Origin of the sequence: Vibrio hippocampi (assembly GCF_921292975.1) — a bacterium.
GTDB classification, from domain to species: Bacteria; Pseudomonadota; Gammaproteobacteria; order Enterobacterales; family Vibrionaceae; genus Vibrio; species Vibrio hippocampi.
Genome location: NZ_CAKLCM010000003.1, coordinates 105,242 through 123,633, shown reverse-complemented (window position 1 = coordinate 123,633; position 18,392 = coordinate 105,242). Strand labels below are relative to the sequence as shown.

Annotated in this window: 15 protein-coding genes and 1 pseudogene; 9 read left to right on the top strand and 7 right to left on the bottom strand. The window is 44.4% G+C overall.

The features are described from left to right. Window positions 1–89: 89 nt before the first annotated feature. The 3 genes from L9Q39_RS13660 to L9Q39_RS13650 all read left to right on the top strand — a co-directional run bounded on the left by L9Q39_RS13660 (window position 90) and on the right by L9Q39_RS13650 (window position 4,467). The gene (locus L9Q39_RS13660) at window positions 90–1,490 is read left to right on the top strand and encodes an MATE family efflux transporter (RefSeq protein WP_237485667.1); all 1,401 of its coding nucleotides are present in this window, start codon (window positions 90–92) and stop codon (window positions 1,488–1,490) included. A gap of 138 nt (window positions 1,491–1,628) precedes the next feature. Next, a complete protein-coding gene (locus L9Q39_RS13655) occupies window positions 1,629–2,954 on the top strand; it encodes a ferredoxin reductase family protein (RefSeq protein ID WP_237485666.1) in 1,326 nt (441 codons plus the stop codon). Window positions 2,955–3,165: 211 nt separating this feature from the next. After that, window positions 3,166–4,467 (top strand): hemolysin family protein, encoded by a 1,302-nt coding sequence (locus L9Q39_RS13650; protein WP_237485665.1) that lies wholly within the window; start codon window positions 3,166–3,168, stop codon window positions 4,465–4,467. A 24-nt stretch (window positions 4,468–4,491) separates the two neighbouring features. Here L9Q39_RS13650 and L9Q39_RS13645 read toward each other — a convergent pair whose 3' ends face one another. The 3 genes from L9Q39_RS13645 to L9Q39_RS13635 form a co-directional block, all read right to left on the bottom strand. Next, window positions 4,492–5,751 carry a sensor histidine kinase gene (locus L9Q39_RS13645; protein ID WP_237485664.1) on the bottom strand — a complete coding sequence of 420 codons (1,260 nt, stop codon included), beginning with the start codon at window positions 5,749–5,751 and terminating at the stop codon, window positions 4,492–4,494. Between the two features lie 10 nt (window positions 5,752–5,761). After that, window positions 5,762–6,433, bottom strand: coding sequence for a response regulator transcription factor (locus tag L9Q39_RS13640; RefSeq protein WP_237485663.1), 672 nt, complete (start codon window positions 6,431–6,433; stop codon window positions 5,762–5,764). Window positions 6,434–6,579: 146 nt separating this feature from the next. Further along, the gene (locus L9Q39_RS13635) at window positions 6,580–6,720 is read right to left on the bottom strand and encodes a hypothetical protein (RefSeq protein ID WP_237485662.1); all 141 of its coding nucleotides are present in this window, start codon (window positions 6,718–6,720) and stop codon (window positions 6,580–6,582) included. A gap of 455 nt (window positions 6,721–7,175) precedes the next feature. On the opposite strand from L9Q39_RS13635, the gene L9Q39_RS13630 reads away from it, so the two are divergent. Further along, window positions 7,176–7,466: a putative quinol monooxygenase gene (locus tag L9Q39_RS13630; RefSeq protein WP_237485661.1), complete on the top strand. Its 291-nt coding sequence runs from the start codon at window positions 7,176–7,178 to the stop codon at window positions 7,464–7,466. A 54-nt stretch (window positions 7,467–7,520) separates the two neighbouring features. On the opposite strand, the pseudogene L9Q39_RS13625 reads toward L9Q39_RS13630, so the two are convergent. Both L9Q39_RS13625 and L9Q39_RS13620 read right to left on the bottom strand, forming a co-directional pair. Beyond that, window positions 7,521–7,697, bottom strand: a pseudogene (locus L9Q39_RS13625) (LysR family transcriptional regulator); the annotation flags it as partial. Window positions 7,698–7,717: 20 nt separating this feature from the next. Beyond that, a complete protein-coding gene (locus L9Q39_RS13620; protein ID WP_237485660.1) occupies window positions 7,718–8,392 on the bottom strand; it encodes a fructose-6-phosphate aldolase in 675 nt (224 codons plus the stop codon). A gap of 209 nt (window positions 8,393–8,601) precedes the next feature. Between L9Q39_RS13620 and L9Q39_RS13615 the strand changes: the two genes are divergently transcribed. The 5 genes from L9Q39_RS13615 (at window position 8,602) to L9Q39_RS13595 (ending at window position 15,462) form a co-directional block, all read left to right on the top strand. Next, window positions 8,602–9,501 (top strand): glycyl-radical enzyme activating protein, encoded by a 900-nt coding sequence (locus L9Q39_RS13615; RefSeq protein ID WP_237485659.1) that lies wholly within the window; start codon window positions 8,602–8,604, stop codon window positions 9,499–9,501. 2 nt (window positions 9,502–9,503) lie between these two features. Then, window positions 9,504–11,927, top strand: coding sequence for a formate C-acetyltransferase/glycerol dehydratase family glycyl radical enzyme (locus L9Q39_RS13610; protein WP_237485658.1), 2,424 nt, complete (start codon window positions 9,504–9,506; stop codon window positions 11,925–11,927). 110 nt (window positions 11,928–12,037) lie between these two features. Continuing rightward, window positions 12,038–12,778 (top strand): DeoR/GlpR family DNA-binding transcription regulator, encoded by a 741-nt coding sequence (locus L9Q39_RS13605; protein WP_237485657.1) that lies wholly within the window; start codon window positions 12,038–12,040, stop codon window positions 12,776–12,778. A 354-nt stretch (window positions 12,779–13,132) separates the two neighbouring features. Further along, entirely contained in the window at window positions 13,133–14,521 is a 1,389-nt protein-coding gene (gene ptsG, locus L9Q39_RS13600; RefSeq protein WP_237485656.1) for a PTS glucose transporter subunit IIBC, read from the top strand. 125 nt (window positions 14,522–14,646) lie between these two features. Next, entirely contained in the window at window positions 14,647–15,462 is an 816-nt protein-coding gene (locus L9Q39_RS13595) for an alpha/beta hydrolase (protein ID WP_237485655.1), read from the top strand. 120 nt (window positions 15,463–15,582) lie between these two features. Here L9Q39_RS13595 and glmS read toward each other — a convergent pair whose 3' ends face one another. Together glmS and L9Q39_RS13585 are read right to left on the bottom strand one after the other, a co-directional pair. Beyond that, on the bottom strand, window positions 15,583–17,415 hold the full coding sequence (glmS, locus tag L9Q39_RS13590) for a glutamine--fructose-6-phosphate transaminase (isomerizing) (RefSeq protein WP_237485654.1): 1,833 nt from the start codon (window positions 17,413–17,415) through the stop codon (window positions 15,583–15,585). A 67-nt stretch (window positions 17,416–17,482) separates the two neighbouring features. After that, complete coding sequence (locus L9Q39_RS13585) at window positions 17,483–18,253, bottom strand: DeoR/GlpR family DNA-binding transcription regulator (protein WP_237487021.1); 771 nt, start codon at window positions 18,251–18,253, stop codon at window positions 17,483–17,485. Between the last annotated feature and the right edge of the window lie 139 nt (window positions 18,254–18,392).

The window sequence follows — 18,392 nt, the reverse complement described above, 5'->3', positions numbered from 1 at the left end:
CCCGCAAAAGTCATTTTCAGTTTATCTAGATTATCATCATATAAGAAACAATTATAATAGTGGACATCATTTCGCCTAACAGACTTTCCATGAATAAAGATATCGACCTGCATCACGATCCGATACGCAAATTGCTATTTAAAATGACCACACCGGGCATGCTTGCAGGCTTGGTGATTACGTCTTATAGCTTGCTCAACATGGTGTTTGCGTCTCAGTTAGGGAGTGTTGAAGTGGCTTCGGTCGCTTTTGTCGCACCGCTGTTTGTGATGATCCAAGCCTTTGCATCCGGCGTCATTCGGGGCGGTGTCAGCATCATCGCCACGCTGTTGGGAGAGAAATCTCCGCAAGAGGCATCGGCATACGCAATTCAACTAAGATTACAGATACTGGTTTTGTCTGTACTGTTTTGTGGTTTAGGACTGCTGTTGCTGCCGTTTATTTTAGGCATCGCTAACCTCTCTGACGATCTCTACTCCCAATCGCTGATCTATTCACAAATTTTGTTTCTGTCTATTCCTATGTCGCTGGTTCACTTGCTTTATGAAAGCTTCTTTCGTTCTCAAGGCAAGATGGGCATTATTTCTAAAATCTCGATTTTTGGTATCGTCTGCAACGTTGCGCTCAATGCTCTATTCATTTTTGTACTCAAGTTTGAGATTGATGGCTTAGCCTATGCAACGCTACTCACCACTGTGATTCAAATGCTGGTGGCGGTTGTGATTTATCATCGTGGTCAGCATGAATTTTCTCTCGCATGGCGCACGCCTGCTGGCTTCTCAACCGCGCAGATCTGGCGCAAGCTCATGATCGTTGGCTTACCACTCTCCTTTTCACAAGCGAGCACTCACTTTGGCTTTATGGTACTGAATATTTTTATCGTCCAGTACGGTTATCAAGCGGTTGCGGCTTTTGCTATTGGTAACGCCATTCACTCACTACTGTTTAGTCCTGCAAAAGAGCTTGGCGCTGGACTCATTCCCCTGATGGCTCAAAACTGGGGGCGAGGCTCGGTCGAACGAGTTAGGGAAACCATTAGACTGGGGATGATCTACAGCGTTGTGTTTGGGATTGCCTCTGGCATCTTGATTCAAATCATCAAATACCCTATTGCTCGATTCCTGACTAAAGATGACGTCGTGACTTATCAGCACATTATGAACTACGTGAATTTAGTGGGTTGGACTGTCATCGCTTGGACAATCTTCCATACCTTACAAGCGATATTTAACAGTTTTCAGAAAACCATGTTTACCTTGTTTGTTGATGTCGTGCGCCTTTGGGGGCTTAGAATTCCAGGGATTGTTCTCTTTTATGCTTTCATTCCATCGATGCAGGAGTATGGGATCTGGAACACCATGTTTATCTCAAACATGATCACTGCCCTATTTGCTGTCATCTACTTTGTTAAGGTCATTCCGCCTATGCTTGATCGGCAAGCCTGTACCATGAATTCCATTGAGAGCGTTCCCAAACCACAAAGTGTGTAATCGCAAATCAAATACGTCAATCTCGGCTTGCTGATGTAAAGAACCGTCAATGAAACACAAATGAGTGTAAAGACGATTCCCATACCATTTATAAGGTCTAATATTACTTGGTATCCTTACTATTTGGGGCACTGAGTTATGTTCAGGTTTACGATTTTACTGACATTATGCTGGCTACCGAGCCTGTTACTCGAGTGGCACAATCTTGATAACTTTTTTGCATGGCGACATCACTTAATCATGTACACCGGGCTTTTGGGTCTTGGCTATATGAGCGCTGCGGTATTGCTGGCGGGTCGATTTGCTTGGGTAGAAAAGCGACTGGGTGGTCTCGACAAAAGTTATAAGCAGCACAAATACCTTGGCATCGCAGCAATCACCAGTTTAGCGGTGCATTGGTTAACGGTTCAAAGTGGTCAATGGTTAGTCGCCTCAGGCGTGTTGCAACGCCCTCGAAAAGGGGAAGGTAACCGCATCGTCGAAGGCATACCATGGCGTTCCATCAGCGAACAGGTTGGAGAAATCGCCTTTTACGCCTTGATTGTCTTCATAATTATCAGTCTAGTCGAAGCCATCGGTTACGCGAAATTCAAACTGACACATAAATTAGCGGGTGTTATTACCCTTGCGGCAGTATTTCACTCTGTCATGTTGCTGAAATGGGATCTGGGTGATATCCCGATGAATGTGTCTGTTCTGTTGCTGTCTGTGATAGCGGTATGGTGTTCAATCCTGTCACTTAGAGGCAAAATTGGGCAGAGTAAAAAGAGAGAAGGAACCGTGGTCTCCGTTACGCCTTATGCTGGCTTAGATGGAGAACCACAGGCGATTAGAGTCAGTATTTTATTAGCATCAAACGTCGATTATCGAGAAGGGCAATTTGCCTACTTAGACTTCCATGATGGTGAAGCGCCTCACCCATTCTCTATTCTTAGCTATGATCCCGAACTTAACCGAATGGATTTTGGTATCAAAGCATTGGGGGATTACACCAGCAAACTCGTTCATCAGTTGGCAGTGAATCAACCGGTGACGGTTGAAGGGGGTTATGGGCATTTTCAAATGAGTTCCGCTCAGCAGCAAATTTGGGTCGGTGCGGGTATTGGTATTGTGCCTTTTATCGCCCGTTTATATTGGCTAACCCGCTGGCAAGATAGTGATTCGTCCAGCAATAAACTCGCTAAAGTCCACTTATTCTACTGCGTTCAAAATCGTGCTGAAGCGTATTTTGAAACCGAAATCATACAGCTATTGAAGAAACTCAACTATGTCGAGTTACACTTGCTGGATGCTTCTCAACAACAGTTCCTTTCTGCCGATCAGCTAACCCATCTAACGCAAGCTGAATGGCTGGATGTTAGCTTCTGCGGTCCTAGCGGATTTCGAAAACAGTTACATCAAGGATTGGTTGCACAGGGAATGCCCGCCCATCGTTTCCATTATGAGTTGTTCGAAATGCGTTAGCGTCCCCGTTGATTGAAAGCCTTGACCAGCTCCTTGGGCTGGTCTTTATTTGAGTTGAACAAATAAAATTGATTGTCAGCAAAACAAACTCGATTGCTATACGCCACTTATTGCTTACTTGCTCACATTAACCGCTAAAATTCAACGATATAGTTAACGTATCGCCTATTTAGATTGCATCCATTTCGGCTATGTTCAACTAGGAGTCCTCATGGATATTATTCTGTTAGTCAGTCTTATCGCGCTCAATGGCGTCTTTGCTATGTCTGAGATCGCATTAGTGACTGCTAAGAGCAGTCGACTGAAAAAGTCAGCCCAACACAACCCGTCTGCTCGCCTCGCTCTCCAACTCAAAAGTAACCCAACTCAATTCCTTTCCACCATTCAAATTGGTATTACCGTCATCGGCATCCTAAGTGGTATTTTGGGTGAAGCAACCTTATCGCTTCCGCTGGAAAACTGGATGGTATTGCAAGGCGTTGAACAAAGTGTTGCCACCATCGCAGCAACGGGGATTGTGGTTATCAGCATCACCTATTTTGCAATTGTGATCGGTGAACTGGTTCCGAAACGCTTTGCGCAAAACAATGCCGAGCGCATTGCAGTGATCGTCGCCTACCCGATCCATTGGCTGGCAAAACTCACCATCCCTTTTGTCTTTTTACTGACGTTCTCCACCGACACCTTATTGAAGCTGCTGCGTCAAAATAATGATCAACAAGAGATTGTGACGGAAGAGGATATCTTTGCCGTGATGAGCGATGGTTCAGAGTGTGGCGCTATTGAGCCTCAAGAAAAAGAGATGATTGCCAACCTACTTCATCTTAACGACCGCTTGGCGCTGTCGCTGATGACACCACGTTGCGATATTCACTATCTCGATCTAGACCAACCGATAGAATCCATTATCAATGACTTGCGCCAAAGCCAACATTCGGTGTGGCCGGTCTGTAAAGGCGGATTGGGCAATACCATCGGCACAATATCGTCTAAGGTCTTGCTGGATGAATACCAGCAACTTTCCATTGCCAAACTGGCCAAATTGCTCAAACGTCCACGTTTTGCACCGGAATCTATTCGCGGTCTGCCTCTGCTCAACTACATGCAGCAAACCAGTTCTGAGATGGTGTTTATTGTCGATGAATACGGCGATGTGCAAGGCATCGTCACCCATCACGACCTGCTGAAATCCATCGCTGGAGAACTTGGAATGGCGACCCAAAGAGTCTGGGCTAAACAGTACAAAGACGGCTCTTGGCTGATGGATGCCTTGATCCCCATCACCGAGCTGAAACGTAAACTGCAACTGACTGAACTTGAAGGAGAACAAGAGGAAGGGTTTCAGACGTTAAATGGCTTTCTGATGTGCCGCACGGGTCGCCTGCCGACACAGGGCGAGATCATTGAATATCAGCAGTGGCAGTTTGAAGTGCTCTACGTTCGCAACAACCGCATCACGCAGGTCAAGGTGACCGAAAAAGTCGAGCAAGTTGAAGAAATGGAGCGGTCTTAATTGACGGCTCCTTGAGCTAGACCTTCATTCAAACGACACCTCAACCCTCATACCATGCTCATTTGGTATCGTCGTATAGGACCAACCATATTGGTGAATTAGTCGCTGGGTCAGTTCCAATCCAATACCAAAACCTAGGTCATCTTGATCACTGTGACCCTCCGTATTGCGGTTGATAATCGAGATACATCGCCCAGATTGCGTTATTTCCACCTCGCCATGTTGTGTATGTTGGAACGCATTGCGAATCAAATTACCCAGTACAATTCGACATAAACCACTAGGCAAATCCAACTCAGTATCATCCACCCTGACGGTCACCTCAACGCACTTTCCTTGCAAAAGATAGTGCAACTCCGACTCGATTTGCTGGGTTAAGTGACCCAATTTCAATATTTCACTGGGGAGCGATTTGCCCTCCTTGCGATTCAACCAGAGTAGGGTTTCCGTTAAATCCGTCATGGTAAAACCAGCACGCTCAATTCTATCTAAAACTGCCAACTGCTTTTCAGCGCTAAGTCCTTTGACGATCATCTTGCGCAGTAACTCCGCGTTGGTGCGTGTGACCGCAATCGGCGTCCTTAACTCGTGACTGGCATAGCCGAGAAATCTTTGCTCTCGTTCTAGACTTTCTTGCACCGAACTCAAACTGGAACGCACTAGCTCAGCGAGAGAATTTAACTCGCTATAGTGGAAATTAGGGGTTGGCTGGGTCAGTTGGTCTTTGTCCAAGCCTTTGGCCCAGTCTTTAAGACGCTCAACCGGCGTTGAGATATTCCTCTGCACCAGTACCAGCACGATGGCAAAAAACACAATAGCAACCAGACCTGTCAGGATGATGTAGAGAAACGGGGGCACATCCCTATGAAATGCGTCGCGCCCACCATCGAGTTCAGCGAGCGATAGCGCCACATATCTCACCTTGTCTGCTGTTTCCACCTTCATGGCAAAATAGCCAAAATCTGGTGGTGATAGCACAGGTATACCATCAATGTTTTTAATCAGTTGATTCGGTATCAGCTCTTCTTGATTAAGATGGTCTTGAATTACTTGCGGTAAATCGTGCCAGTGAGCGGCAATGGTCATTTGGTCAATCTGTACCGGTTGTTCATTGTCACCCAAAGGCACTTCCAAGGCCTGCGAGCGCATAAACCCGGTCATCGCGATATCCATGCCTGAGAATAAATAGTTGATCGCGGTAACCGTCATCACACCAATACTGCCCACTCCAGTAATCAGCATAACGATAACAAAATAGAGGCGGATACTCGGTCTAATCTTCACTTTTGACCTCTTATTTTAACGCAAAGCCATGGCCTTTAATGGTATGAATCAGTTTATGTGGCGCATTGGCATCAACGGATTTTCGCAGGTTAAACATATGTACCTTTAACGCATTACTATCTGGCCACTCATCGCCCCAGACGGTTTGCATTAACTTATCACGAGAAACGATATTCGGGCTTTCACGCAACAAACACTCCAGTATTTTTATGCCAATTGGCGACAGTTTAATCGTTTGATTGGCGCGAACAGCGGTTTTTTCTTGCAAGTCCAACTCCAAATCGGCCACCTTTAACTTTCTCACCTGCCCACTGCGACGACGTGAAAGCACCTGCGCCCGAACAATCAACTCTTCCATCGCAAATGGCTTGACGAGATAATCATCCGCACCTTTCGCAAAGCCTGTCAGTTTATCGTCCAATGTATCACACGCGGTTAACATCAAAATAGCCACATCAATGCCTTTGGCACGAATACGCTCACACACCTCTAAGCCATTCATTTTGGGCAGGTTAAGATCCAGCACCACGACGTCATAGCGGTTGTTCTCTATCAAGTGATAACCCGAGACACCGTTTGCCGCATGGTCACACTGGATGCCTTCTAATTCAAGGTAATCAATGACGGCAGTAGCAAGGTCAAGATCATCCTCGACCAGCAACAGTTGTAAATTCTCGACCATGACCGATTTCCTAATAAGATAAGTCCATTCAAACCCAGCTCATTTCGAGCAGAGCATCCAAAGTCACCTGTTACGCCTGTTCAACAAGGTCATACTGCCCTGCGACGCAATCTTTTATGTTTCTGACTCAGTACTTTTACATCATTTTAAATCATGAGTAATGACAGGGTTAACACTGTACAAGCTTGCTGAATCGCTTGTTTTTCCGTGAGCAACTTATTTTTGACCAACTCATTAAGACGCGATACCCACAGCAGACTGCCATTTACCACAACGATAGACAACACTAGTCTGCCGCTAAGATAGCGGAGAATGGGTTAAGAGAAGGTTAAGCGACAAAACAACCCGAGTAAACCGTCGAGATAGAACCCTTTGCTGACGGTTATGATTTACAGATATCTATAGAGGAAACCTTTATCAGCCTCAATTAATGATAGTTCATAAAAAATGGACACTAATCACCGCTTTTGCTATCCCAATAGGGTTTCACTGAAGTCATGTCTTTTAAAGGAACTACACTACTTCATATAGCGTACATTCACATATCGTACAGATCTTTCATGTATTCTAAGGACAAACAGCACAGATCATTTATTATCAAATTTAATTTGATAATAAATCAATCTGTAGACTGTTTACCGGTTGTAATCTTCACCGTACTATACATCCAACCCAACAAGGCAGCGCTCGGGTTTATTCAGCCCCTACAATAAGCTGCGTTAATCGAAATGAGGAACACCCTATGAGCAAGCTAACTATTGTCGCCAACATCGTTGCAAATGAAGACAAGATTGAACTCGTCAAAGCAGAGCTATTAAAACTGATTGATGTCACTCGTGCAGAAGAAGGTTGCATCAACTACGACCTTCATCAAGACAACGAAAATCCAGCACATTTCACATTCTACGAGAACTGGGCATCTCGCGAACTGTGGCAAACGCACATGGGCAATACTCACCTTGCTGAGTATATGGCGGCAACAGAAGGTAGTGTGGCAAGTTTCACAGTGAATGAAATGACGCAGATTGGCTAAGGTCGCTGAAGTCGATTTATTATTAAGGAGGTCATCATGACCTCCTTTTTATTGACTCACCGGTATCATTGAAAAAATGGCAATGACATCAAGCGTAAAACACCAGCGCCGAACCAGATCGCCATCATTGGAGGCTCTATTACCCTGTAATTTCACCTTATGAACTTTTTGCCCATCGTTGAATTGCCACTCATTTTGTAACACGTCATGCAGTTGATAAAGCAGGGCATTTTCTATACTACTTTAATGTTTTAGCTTTCAAATGACAGTTTATCACCAAAGGCTTGTTTCCAGTCATGGCCAAATTGAGCCACTGCTGGCTCAACCGCAGGGTGGGCAAACATCGCTGCTGCGACATCAACGGGTAACGTAATCGCCTCAATGCCAAGTTTCATCACTTCCATGGCTTGCTGAGTATTTTTAAAACTTGCCGCTAAAATTTTTGCCGGAAGTTGGTTTTGATCGAGAAGAAGCTGAAGGTCTGCGACTACCTCGACCCCATTGCCGTTCAAGGCATCAATTCTATTGACGTAAGGAGCAAGATAGTCCGCGCCACAAAGTGCCGCCAGAAACCCCTGTTGTGCCGAATATATTGCCGTCGCTAGTACCTTTATCCCTTGCGCTTTCGTAAGTTTAATTGCTGCTAGTCCGGTCTCTGTGGCTGGGATCTTAACGACCATATCATAAGGCAGTTCATTAATTTGCCTCGCTTCTTCTACCATCCCTTCAATGCTCGTGCTAACTACTTGCGCGTGGAAGCGAGGTTTACCTCCTAAAGCGTCTTGCATCTCTTTTAATGTTTCGTTTAATCCCTGCTTAGATTTGGCAAGGATAGTTGGATTCGTTGTAATGCCTTGTAAAGGCAAACATTGGTTAAAGCGCTTGGTTTGTGCCACGTCTGCCGTGTCTAAGTAAAGTTCAATCATGTCTATTTTCTCTTATTCAGTACAAAAGCAATTTTAGTGTTGAGCTAACTATAAATCCGGCAATGTTATTCGGTCTTGATACAGATCAATTGCAATTTCATTTGAAAGCATGCTAATTTCATATAATAAAAGCTAAGCCTGAATAATTGCGACTCTTCCTTAGTTAAACGTTTATGGCAGTACCGACAATGGCGATATAGGTAATAAGCATGTACTTCAACATTCAACGATTCTCAACTCATGATGGCGACGGCATTCGAACCATCCTATTTCTTAAAGGATGTAGCCTCGCGTGCCCATGGTGTCAAAACCCTGAAAGCCGCAGCAAAAAACAGTCGCTAATGTTTGATGAACGCAGTTGTTTGGACGACTGCTTGTTATGCAGTGATGTATGTGAAGGTATTGAGCGAACTAACGGCAAGATCACCGTCAATCGCAAGGTTATTGATGAAAGCCAGATCATGGCATTAAAAAACATCTGCCCAACGCAAGCCCTAAGCGTGGTTGGTGAAGATGGGCAATCTGATGAATTAGTTAATATTCTAATGAAAGACAAACCATTTTATCAACAGAGTAAAGGCGGGGTTACTTTCTCAGGAGGCGAACCGTTAATGCAAGCAACACTGGTCTCTGAGATTGCCGATAAGCTGCAGCAAAATGGCGTATCCACCGCGATTGAGACTTGTATGCATGTGCCGTGGAAAAACGTAGAGAAAGTGGCACCCTATATTGATAGCTGGCTAGCTGACCTAAAACATACCGATGATGGAAAGTTTTTAAGTTGGGCTAAGGGCTCAATAAAACGCATTAAAGATAACTTGAAAAAATTGGATGCTATAGCGAGCCGAATTGTCATTCGTGTACCCGTTGTTCCTGACTTTAATGATACCGATGATGAACTGAAACAAATTATCGATTTTGCAGCTTCACTTGATAACTGCAAAGAACTGCATTTACTGCCCTACCACACCTTAGGCATTAATAAATATCGTCTACTCGATATGCCGTACTTATGCTCGAATAAACCACTCAACAATCCAGAGCTACTAGAGAGGGTACAACAATACGCAAGTAAGCACACTCAACTTAACGTGACTGTAAGAGGTTAATTATGGAGTTAAATTTTCTTCCCGAACGTATCAAATCGCATAAATCTAAACTGGTTAATATCGTTACGCCGCCGATTTGTACCGAGCGCGCTCAGGCGTATACCAATGCTTACAAAGCCAACGAAGATAAGCCAGTCATTATCCAACGAGCCCTTGCGTTAAAGGAGCACCTTGAGACACGCACTATTTGGATCAAAAACGACGAACTAATAGTAGGTAACCAAGCCAGTAAACTACGCGCTGCACCTATATTTCCAGAGTACACTGTACGCTGGATCGAAGCAGAAATTGATGACCTTGCAGACAGACCAGGAGCTGGTTTCGCTGTCACCGCTGAAGACAAAGACGTTATCCACGCTTTAACACCATATTGGCGCGGTAAGACCGTACAAGATCGCTGCTATGGCCTATTTAGTGAAGAGCAGCAAGCAATCCTCGCAACCACGATAATCAAAGCCGAAGGTAATATGACTTCAGGCGATGCGCACCTTGCCGTTGATAATGAAAAAATATTGTCCTTAGGTATGAATAGCTTAATCGAAGAGGTTCGGCAATTCCGTGCTAAAAACGATACCGCAACGTTCGATGGACTAAAAAAAGAACAGTTCTACAAAGCCACAGAGATTGTGCTATTAGCCATCCAAAAACATATGGCAAGTTACGCAACACTCGCAACAGAGATGGCACAGATAGAAACTCGCCCTGAGCGAAAAGCAGAGCTTGAAACCATCGCAGATAACTGTCGTCATGTGGCTTACCACGCCCCAGAAAACTTTTGGCAAGCGTTGCAGCTAAGCTACTTTGTCCAACTTATGCTACAAATAGAATCAAATGGTCACTCAGTATCCTTTGGTCGTATGGATCAGTATTTAAACCACTACTATGTGACCGATATTGAACGTGGCCAAATAGAGAAAAGCGTTGCCATCGAGCTTCTACAAAGTTGCTGGTTAAAACTGCTGGAAGTGAACAAAATCCGTTCTGGTGCCCACTCCAAAGCCTCTGCCGGTTCGCCTTTGTACCAAAACGTCTGTATCGGCGGGCAAACACTTAATAACCATGGAGAGGCGAAAGATGCGGTTAACCCACTCTCGTGGGCAATTCTAGAGTCGTGTGGCCAGTTACGTTCTACTCAACCGAATCTCAGTGTTCGATATCACCAAGACCTAGATCAAGAGTTCTTAATGGGATGCATCGAAGTCATTAAGTGCGGATTTGGTATGCCTGCATTTAACAACGATGAGATAGTTATTCCCGAATTCATAAAGTTAGGCGTAGAAAAGCAAGATGCTTACAACTACGCCTCTATCGGATGCATTGAAACGGCGGTGCCCGGCAAATGGGGTTACCGATGTACTGGAATGAGTTTCATCAATTTCGCTCGTATCCTGCTAGCCGCCCTTAACAAAGGAGAAGACGCTACATCAGGCAAGACTTTCTTACCCCACGGTAAGTCTTTGGTAGACGGTAGCTTCAATAACTTTGATGAAATCATGGCATCTTGGGCTGATCAAGTGCGTTACTACACACGAAAGTCGATAGAAATTGATACCGTAGTCGACACCGTTCTCGAACAGCAAGCTCACGATATTTTCTGTTCATCATTAGTCGATAACTGCCTAGAACGCGGTAAAACCGTAAAAGAAGGGGGCGCTAAATATGACTGGGTTTCCGGTCTGCAAGTAGGAATAGCAAACCTTGGCAACAGCCTTGCAGCGATCAAACATATGATCTTCGATGATGCGCAGATCACTCAGCCTGAACTGGCAAAAGCACTGAAAGATAATTTTAAATCGTCTCAGCAGGAACTGCTTCGTCAACGTATCTTAAATTTTGCCCCAAAATATGGCAACGATGATGATTCCGTTGATTCGTTGCTGGCTGAAGCATACCAAGTCTATATTGATGAAGTTGAGAGGTTTGTAAACACCCGACACGACCGTGGTCCAATTGGCGGAGGTTATTACGCTGGAACCTCTTCCATCTCTGCAAATGTACCTTTTGGTGCCTCCACAATGGCAACCCCAGATGGACGAAAAGCCAATACTCCCCTCGCAGAAGGAGCAAGCCCATCTTCTGGCTCTGATCGTTTGGGTCCTACCGCTGTATATAACTCTGTTGGCAAAATCCCTTCCAATAAGATCTTGGGTGGCGTATTGCTCAACCAGAAACTAAACCCTGCTGCTGTTAAATCTGACGAAGATAAACTGAAGCTGTCGATGCTTATTAGAACTTTCTTCAATCACCATAAAGGGTGGCATGTTCAATACAACATCATTTCGCGAGAGAGTCTATTAGCCGCGAAGAAAAATCCTGAACAATATCGTGATTTAGTGGTACGGGTAGCGGGTTATTCGGCTTTCTTCACTGCGCTTTCTCCCGACACTCAAGATGACATTATCGCTCGTACGGAACATGAGATTTAATAAGTTGGATTAAAGGACTTGAATGATTACGTTTAATTTATATTTCAAGTCCTTTTCATATGAAACAAATAAGAGTTACAATAGCCCCAATTTTTATTTGGAGTAATATTGTGAACTCAAGACAAAACGAAATTCTGCAAATCGTAAACGAACGTAAACGTGTTCAGGTAAACGAGCTGGTAAAAGCGGTGAGTGTTTCCGGTGTTACCATACGGCAGGATCTCACTTATCTTGAGCAAGAGGGCTATCTAAAACGTGTACACGGCGCTGCGGTTGCGCTGCAGAGTGACGATATAGATACACGACTAGAAGTACGCTTTGATATAAAACAGACCTTAGCTTGCAAAGCGGCAGATCTGGTGGCTCCGAATGAAACCGTATTAATTGAGGGCGGAAGTGCAAACGCCTTGCTTGCCAGAACATTAGCAGCGCGTGGGGATGTAACTATCATTACCCCGTCAGCTTACATCGCCCATCTTATCCGTAACTCTTCTGCCAATATTATTCTCCTTGGCGGAGTATACCAACACCAAGGCGAGAGCTTAGTCGGTACATTAACCAAACTCTGCATTGCCAATATTCATTTTAGTACCGCATTTTTAGGTATTGACGGCTACCACCAAGATACAGGGTTCACCAGCAGAGATATGATGCGCGCCGAAATTGCAGATACCATCATCAATAAGAAGCGCCGAAATATAGTACTGACAGATTCAAGCAAATTTGGTCAAATTTATCCTTCCAGTATTAGTCAACCTAGCGAGTTCTCTATTCTACTCACCGATAATGGCGCACCCGAGGAAGACATTGCTTACCTAAGAGCACAAGGAATCGAAGTGATATTGGAGTAATGTCAACACCACTTGTTGACTGTTAGGTCTCTATCCCCTCAAATGGCGTTTTTCATATTTTATGAGCACCACTAGGATTTTACTGGTACTGTTTTTCCTACCTAGTTTTCATTTCCCTGCGCTCCATACAAATGGTTGAGTTCTACGTTTTTTCCTCAATAAAACCATGACGATAAAAATTCCTTCCAAGAATAAACCAAGAAATCGTGATATTGCCCGATACATTATAATACCTTTTACATGGAACGATTATATTTTGATCAAAATCATAATACTTACAAGTGAAATGGCAATACTTACATATAACACCTTAACAGGACTAAAGATTTATTCCGATAATGAGTAGAGGTCTATATGAATATTTTCAGTAGTATGCAAAAAATGGGGCGTAGTTTAATGCTTCCTGTCGCCTGTATGCCAGCCGCAGGGATTTTGTTAGGTATTGGTGGTAACTCAGAAGTTGCGAAGTTTCTACCTGATATTGTTGCACAAATCATGACCGAAGCTGGGTTAGGTGTGTTTGCCAATATGGCATTGCTATTTGCAATTGGTGTCGCACTTGGTTTCTCTAAAAATGATGGGGTCGCCGCACTAGCAGCAGCACTAGGTTACTTAACAATGACTCGCGTACTTAACGTGGTTGCAGAAGGCACCGACACGGGTGTGTTCGGCGGTATCATTATGGGGTTAGTTGCCGCAAAACTTTTTAACCGCTATCACACAATTAAGTTACCGACCTCTCTAGGCTTTTTCGGCGGTAAACGCTTTGTTCCCATCGTCACCTCTTTAGCTGCATGTGTGATGGCTGCGGTTCTTGCTATTGTATGGCCGCCTATTGGCACTGGCATAGCCACCTTCTCGCACTGGGCAGCTTACCAATCTCCAGAGGTCGCCTTTGGTATATACGGTATTGTTGAGCGCGCCCTTATCCCATTTGGTCTTCACCATATATGGAATGTGCCATTCCAATACGAAGTAGGATCATTTACTACTGCCGCTGGTGAAGTGGTCACAGGGGAAATTCCACGTTACCTCGCTGGCGACCCAACCGCTGGTAACTTGGCGGGGGGTTATATGTTTAAGATGTTTGGTCTGCCTGCCGCATGCCTTGCTATGTATGCCACCGCTAAAACCCGCAACAAAAAGCTGGTCGCCTCTATCCTGGGTTCTGCCGCGCTGACTTCGTTTTTAACAGGAATCACTGAGCCGATTGAATTCGCATTCTTATTCGTTGCGCCGCTACTTTACGTTGTACACGCACTGCTCGCAGGCTCTGCATTTGTGGTCATGATTCTATTAGACATTAAACACGGTACAACGTTTAGCCATGGTCTATTTGACTTTACCTTGCTATTTAGTCAATCCAGCAATGGTTGGTTGCTTCCTATTATTGGTATGTTATATGGCGTCACCTATTTCTTTATATTCACTGTACTGATCAAAGCGCTCGATTTAAAAACACCCGGTCGTGAAGATGAATCGGAATCCCAAGTTGAAGTTGACACTGACAACAATGAATTGGCGAAAAAGATTAGTACCGCTTTTGGGGGAAAGGCCAATATCAAAGATCTTGACGCATGTATTACTCGTCTACGTGTCACAGTACATGATAGTGATAAGGTGAATACCGATAAGCTAAAAGCACTAGGAGCCGCTGGCGTTTTCGTGACAGGAGATAACTACCAAGCAGTATTTGGAACTCACTCTGACATTATTAAGGGTCAGATGGAAGCTCTAGATTAAGCTGCTGTTTATCCAATTCTAATGGCTAGACACTCTGGTCCAGCTATTAGAATTATTTTGAAAATAGATACGACATTGCTAGCGTAGAACTTTAAGCCGTCGCTCTGAAATACAGGAGAAAGATTATGAAAAATTTAGCACTTGCTTTATTCACCATTTTTTATTTTCAACATAGTGTCGCTTTTGAACTTAAAACCGTCTCTATTCCTAGTGAAAACACAGAAAAAAATCATCAGGCGACGGTAATATTACCAGATGGCTATAACGCTGATACCGATTATTCCGTTGTTTATATTCTACATGGGTGGAGTGGCGACTATAAAAGCTGGCATGACGAAACTGCGATTGCTAAACAAGCGGATCTACACGATATTATTATCGTTTTACCCGATGGAAACTATGACAAATGGTATATTGATAGCGAACTAAAAAATAATTCAAACTATCAAACTTATATTGGTAAAGAGGTAGTGGCATTTATTGACGATAATTTTAATACTCACAAGGAAAAATCTCAACGAGCGATCACAGGGTTAAGTATGGGAGGCTATGGTGCCTTTAATATCGCACTCAACAACCTAGATACATTTGGTAATATCGGTAGCATCAGTGGTGGCGTTGATCCTAGAGCATTTAAATATAACTGGGGATTAGAGCAAGTGTTCGGTGATTACGATCAACAAACACAGTTCTGGGACAATAAAACCATAAAAAATAGCGTTCATAAGTTAATATTTCAGGGTGTTAATATCAGTATAGACTGTGGTATTGATGATTTCTTTATTCAATCTAATCGTGAACTACACCGAGTGATGATGGATCTAAAGATAGACCACGATTATACCGAACGCCCTGGAGGACATACATGGGATTATTGGGACAATGCCATTAAGTACCAAATGTTGTTTTTTAAAACTAAGTTTAATTCAGTTAACGAGTAATCCTTATCGAGCCCTACTATTGTAATACACATATGACCGAACATTTTAGTCCGGTTATATGTGTTCAAATAAAGCAGCAAGAGGATAACCTTTTGCTGCCTTTGGAATATAAGACTTACCTTACTCAACCGTTACCGCTTTCGCTAGGTTACGTGGTTGGTCGACATCGGTGCCTTTGATCAGGGCAATGTGATAAGACAGCAGTTGCATTGGCACGGTGTAGTAGATAGGCGCAATGATGTCATCAACGTGAGGCATCTTAATCAGCTTCATGTTTTCATCTTCTTCAAAGCCGGCATTCTCGTCTGCGAATACATACAGTAGACCGCCACGGGCACGTACTTCTTCGATGTTCGATTTTAGTTTCTCTAACAGTTCATTGCTTGGCGCTACCACTACGACTGGCATATCAGCATCAATCAGAGCCAATGGACCGTGTTTAAGTTCACCTGCCGCATAGGCTTCTGCGTGAATGTAAGAGATCTCTTTCAGTTTAAGAGACGCTTCCATCGCGATGGGATAGAACTCGCCACGACCAAGGAATAACGTGTGGTGTTTATCAGCAAAATCTGGGGCTAGCGCTTCGATCTGCTTGTCAAATGCCAGTGCTTTTTCGATGTGGGCTGGTAGCTCATGAAGCGATTTAACAATTTCAGCTTCACGCTCAGGGGTCATACGGCTTTGTAGGCGAGCGATTGAAACCACCATCATGAGCATTGCCGCTAATTGAGTGGTAAATGCTTTGGTTGATGCCACACCGATCTCGGTGCCCGCGCGTGTCATAAAGGCAAAGTCAGATTCACGAACCAGTGAAGAACCTGCGACGTTACAAATCGTCATCGCAGCCATATAGCCTTTCTCTTTCGCTAGACGAAGCGCAGCAAGCGTATCGGCAGTTTCACCGGATTGAGATAGCGTCACTAACAGGCTGTTAGGACGAACCACAAAATCACGGTAGCGGAATTCAGAGGCAATCTCGACATCGCAGCTAACACCTGCGATGGACTCAAACCAGTAGCGCGCTGCCATACCTGAGTTGTATGAAGTACCACAAGCGATGATCTGTACATGGTCAACCTTGCTCAGAATATCCACGGCGTTAACACCAATGCTTTCGGTTACCACGGTATCTTTGGTAATACGACCTTCCATCGTGTTGATCAGTGCGTGTGGCTGCTCAAAGATCTCTTTTTGCATAAAGTGACGGTATTTACCCTTGTCACCTGCATCGTGCTCTGCGTTCGATTCTGTGATTTCACGCTCGACTGGATTGCCTTGAGCATCCACCACATTGACTTCACGACGCGTGATCTCAGCCACATCACCTTCTTCAAGATACATGAAGCGGCGAGTCACACTTAATAGTGCAAGTTGGTCAGAAGCAAGGAAGTTCTCACCAACACCAAAACCGATCACGATTGGGCTACCAGAACGTGCAGCCACGATGCGGCTTGGGTCACGACGGTCAACAACCACTGTCCCGTAGGCACCATCAAGCTGAGCTGCGGTTTTTTGTAGCGCTTCGACTAAGGTTTCACTGGTGCGAAGTTCCCACTCAACAAGGTGAGCGATAACTTCTGTGTCGGTTTGTGATTGGAATACATAGCCACGCTCTTGAAGCACGGTACGCAACTCTTCATGGTTTTCGATGATACCGTTATGAACAACGGCAATATCGCCAGATACGTGTGGGTGAGCGTTCACTTCTGATGGTTCGCCGTGCGTTGCCCAACGTGTGTGTGCAATGCCTGTTCCGCCAACGACTTGTTGCTCTTCTACTGCATCCGCAAGTTCTTGCACTTTACCCAAGCGACGAACGCGAGTCATGTTGCTCTGGGCATCAACAACGGCAACACCCGCTGAGTCATAGCCACGGTATTCAAGGCGACGAAGACCTTCCACTAGAATTTCTGCTACATCACGTTGAGCGACGGCTCCAACAATTCCACACATATCAAACTCCTAATAATGATTTGTACTCGTAGCACGCTTTAAACTTAGCGCGACTACAATAATTTGGCTACTCGGCGCAAATAACTTTCACGCCGTTAGATTCAATTTCGCGGATGATTTGGCTGTCGATCCCCCTGTCTGTCACGACAATATCAATCGCCTCCCAAGCAAGTTCTAGATTAGGGATCTTTCTGCCAATCTTTTCTGATTCAATCATCACTACGACTTCGCGAGCTACCTCTGCCATCACTTGGCTCAAGCCCATTAACTCATTAAATGTGGTGGTTCCACGAGCAATGTCGACACCATCCGCACCAATAAATAGTTGGTCAAAGTCATAAGAACGCAGTACAGATTCGGCAACTTGACCTTGAAAAGATTCTGAATGACTGTCCCACGTGCCACCTGTCATTAACAGGGTCGGCTCGTTTTCCAGTTCGTTGATTTGATTCGCTAGGGAGAGAGAGTTGGTCATAATGACCAAGCCTTTTTTATCAGCCAGTTTTGAAACTAAAGTGCCCGTGGTACTACCGTAATCAATGACGATTCTATGGTGGTCTTTCACCAGTTCTGCCGCTGCGTTAGCAATCGCTGCTTTATTGGCAGTAGCATCATCAGATTCATAGAGAATGCCTTCAACCACTTCTTGTGGCAGTGCAACCGCGCCACCATAGCGACGCAATAATTGACCATTCTGCTCAAGTGAAGTGAGATCCTTTCGAATCGTAACCTCTGAAGTTTCAAATAACTCAGAAAGCACTTCAACGCTGACTTGACCTTGCTCCTGAACCATCTGAGCAATCGCATGGCGTCTCACTTGGGTATTACGTTTTCGCACAATAAGCTTCACTTCAAAACTAAATATGCGGCGCATTATTTCACAATGAAACTTAACAGGCAACAAAATTGGCTAAAATTGATTATATTGACGTGAGAAACTGGCAATTAAGTTTCGATTCGAAACTTAATTGATTGAG

Coding starts and splice junctions, on each gene's coding strand:
- L9Q39_RS13660 (WP_237485667.1), top strand. CDS start 90: ATGAATAAAGATATCGACCTGCATCACGATCCGATACGCAAATTGCTA.
- L9Q39_RS13655 (WP_237485666.1), top strand. CDS start 1,629: ATGTTCAGGTTTACGATTTTACTGACATTATGCTGGCTACCGAGCCTG.
- L9Q39_RS13650 (WP_237485665.1), top strand. CDS start 3,166: ATGGATATTATTCTGTTAGTCAGTCTTATCGCGCTCAATGGCGTCTTT.
- L9Q39_RS13640 (WP_237485663.1), bottom strand. CDS start 6,433: ATGGTCGAGAATTTACAACTGTTGCTGGTCGAGGATGATCTTGACCTT.
- L9Q39_RS13630 (WP_237485661.1), top strand. CDS start 7,176: ATGAGCAAGCTAACTATTGTCGCCAACATCGTTGCAAATGAAGACAAG.
- L9Q39_RS13620 (WP_237485660.1), bottom strand. CDS start 8,392: ATGATTGAACTTTACTTAGACACGGCAGACGTGGCACAAACCAAGCGC.
- L9Q39_RS13615 (WP_237485659.1), top strand. CDS start 8,602: ATGTACTTCAACATTCAACGATTCTCAACTCATGATGGCGACGGCATT.
- L9Q39_RS13610 (WP_237485658.1), top strand. CDS start 9,504: ATGGAGTTAAATTTTCTTCCCGAACGTATCAAATCGCATAAATCTAAA.
- ptsG (WP_237485656.1), top strand. CDS start 13,133: ATGAATATTTTCAGTAGTATGCAAAAAATGGGGCGTAGTTTAATGCTT.
- L9Q39_RS13595 (WP_237485655.1), top strand. CDS start 14,647: ATGAAAAATTTAGCACTTGCTTTATTCACCATTTTTTATTTTCAACAT.
- glmS (WP_237485654.1), bottom strand. CDS start 17,415: ATGTGTGGAATTGTTGGAGCCGTCGCTCAACGTGATGTAGCAGAAATT.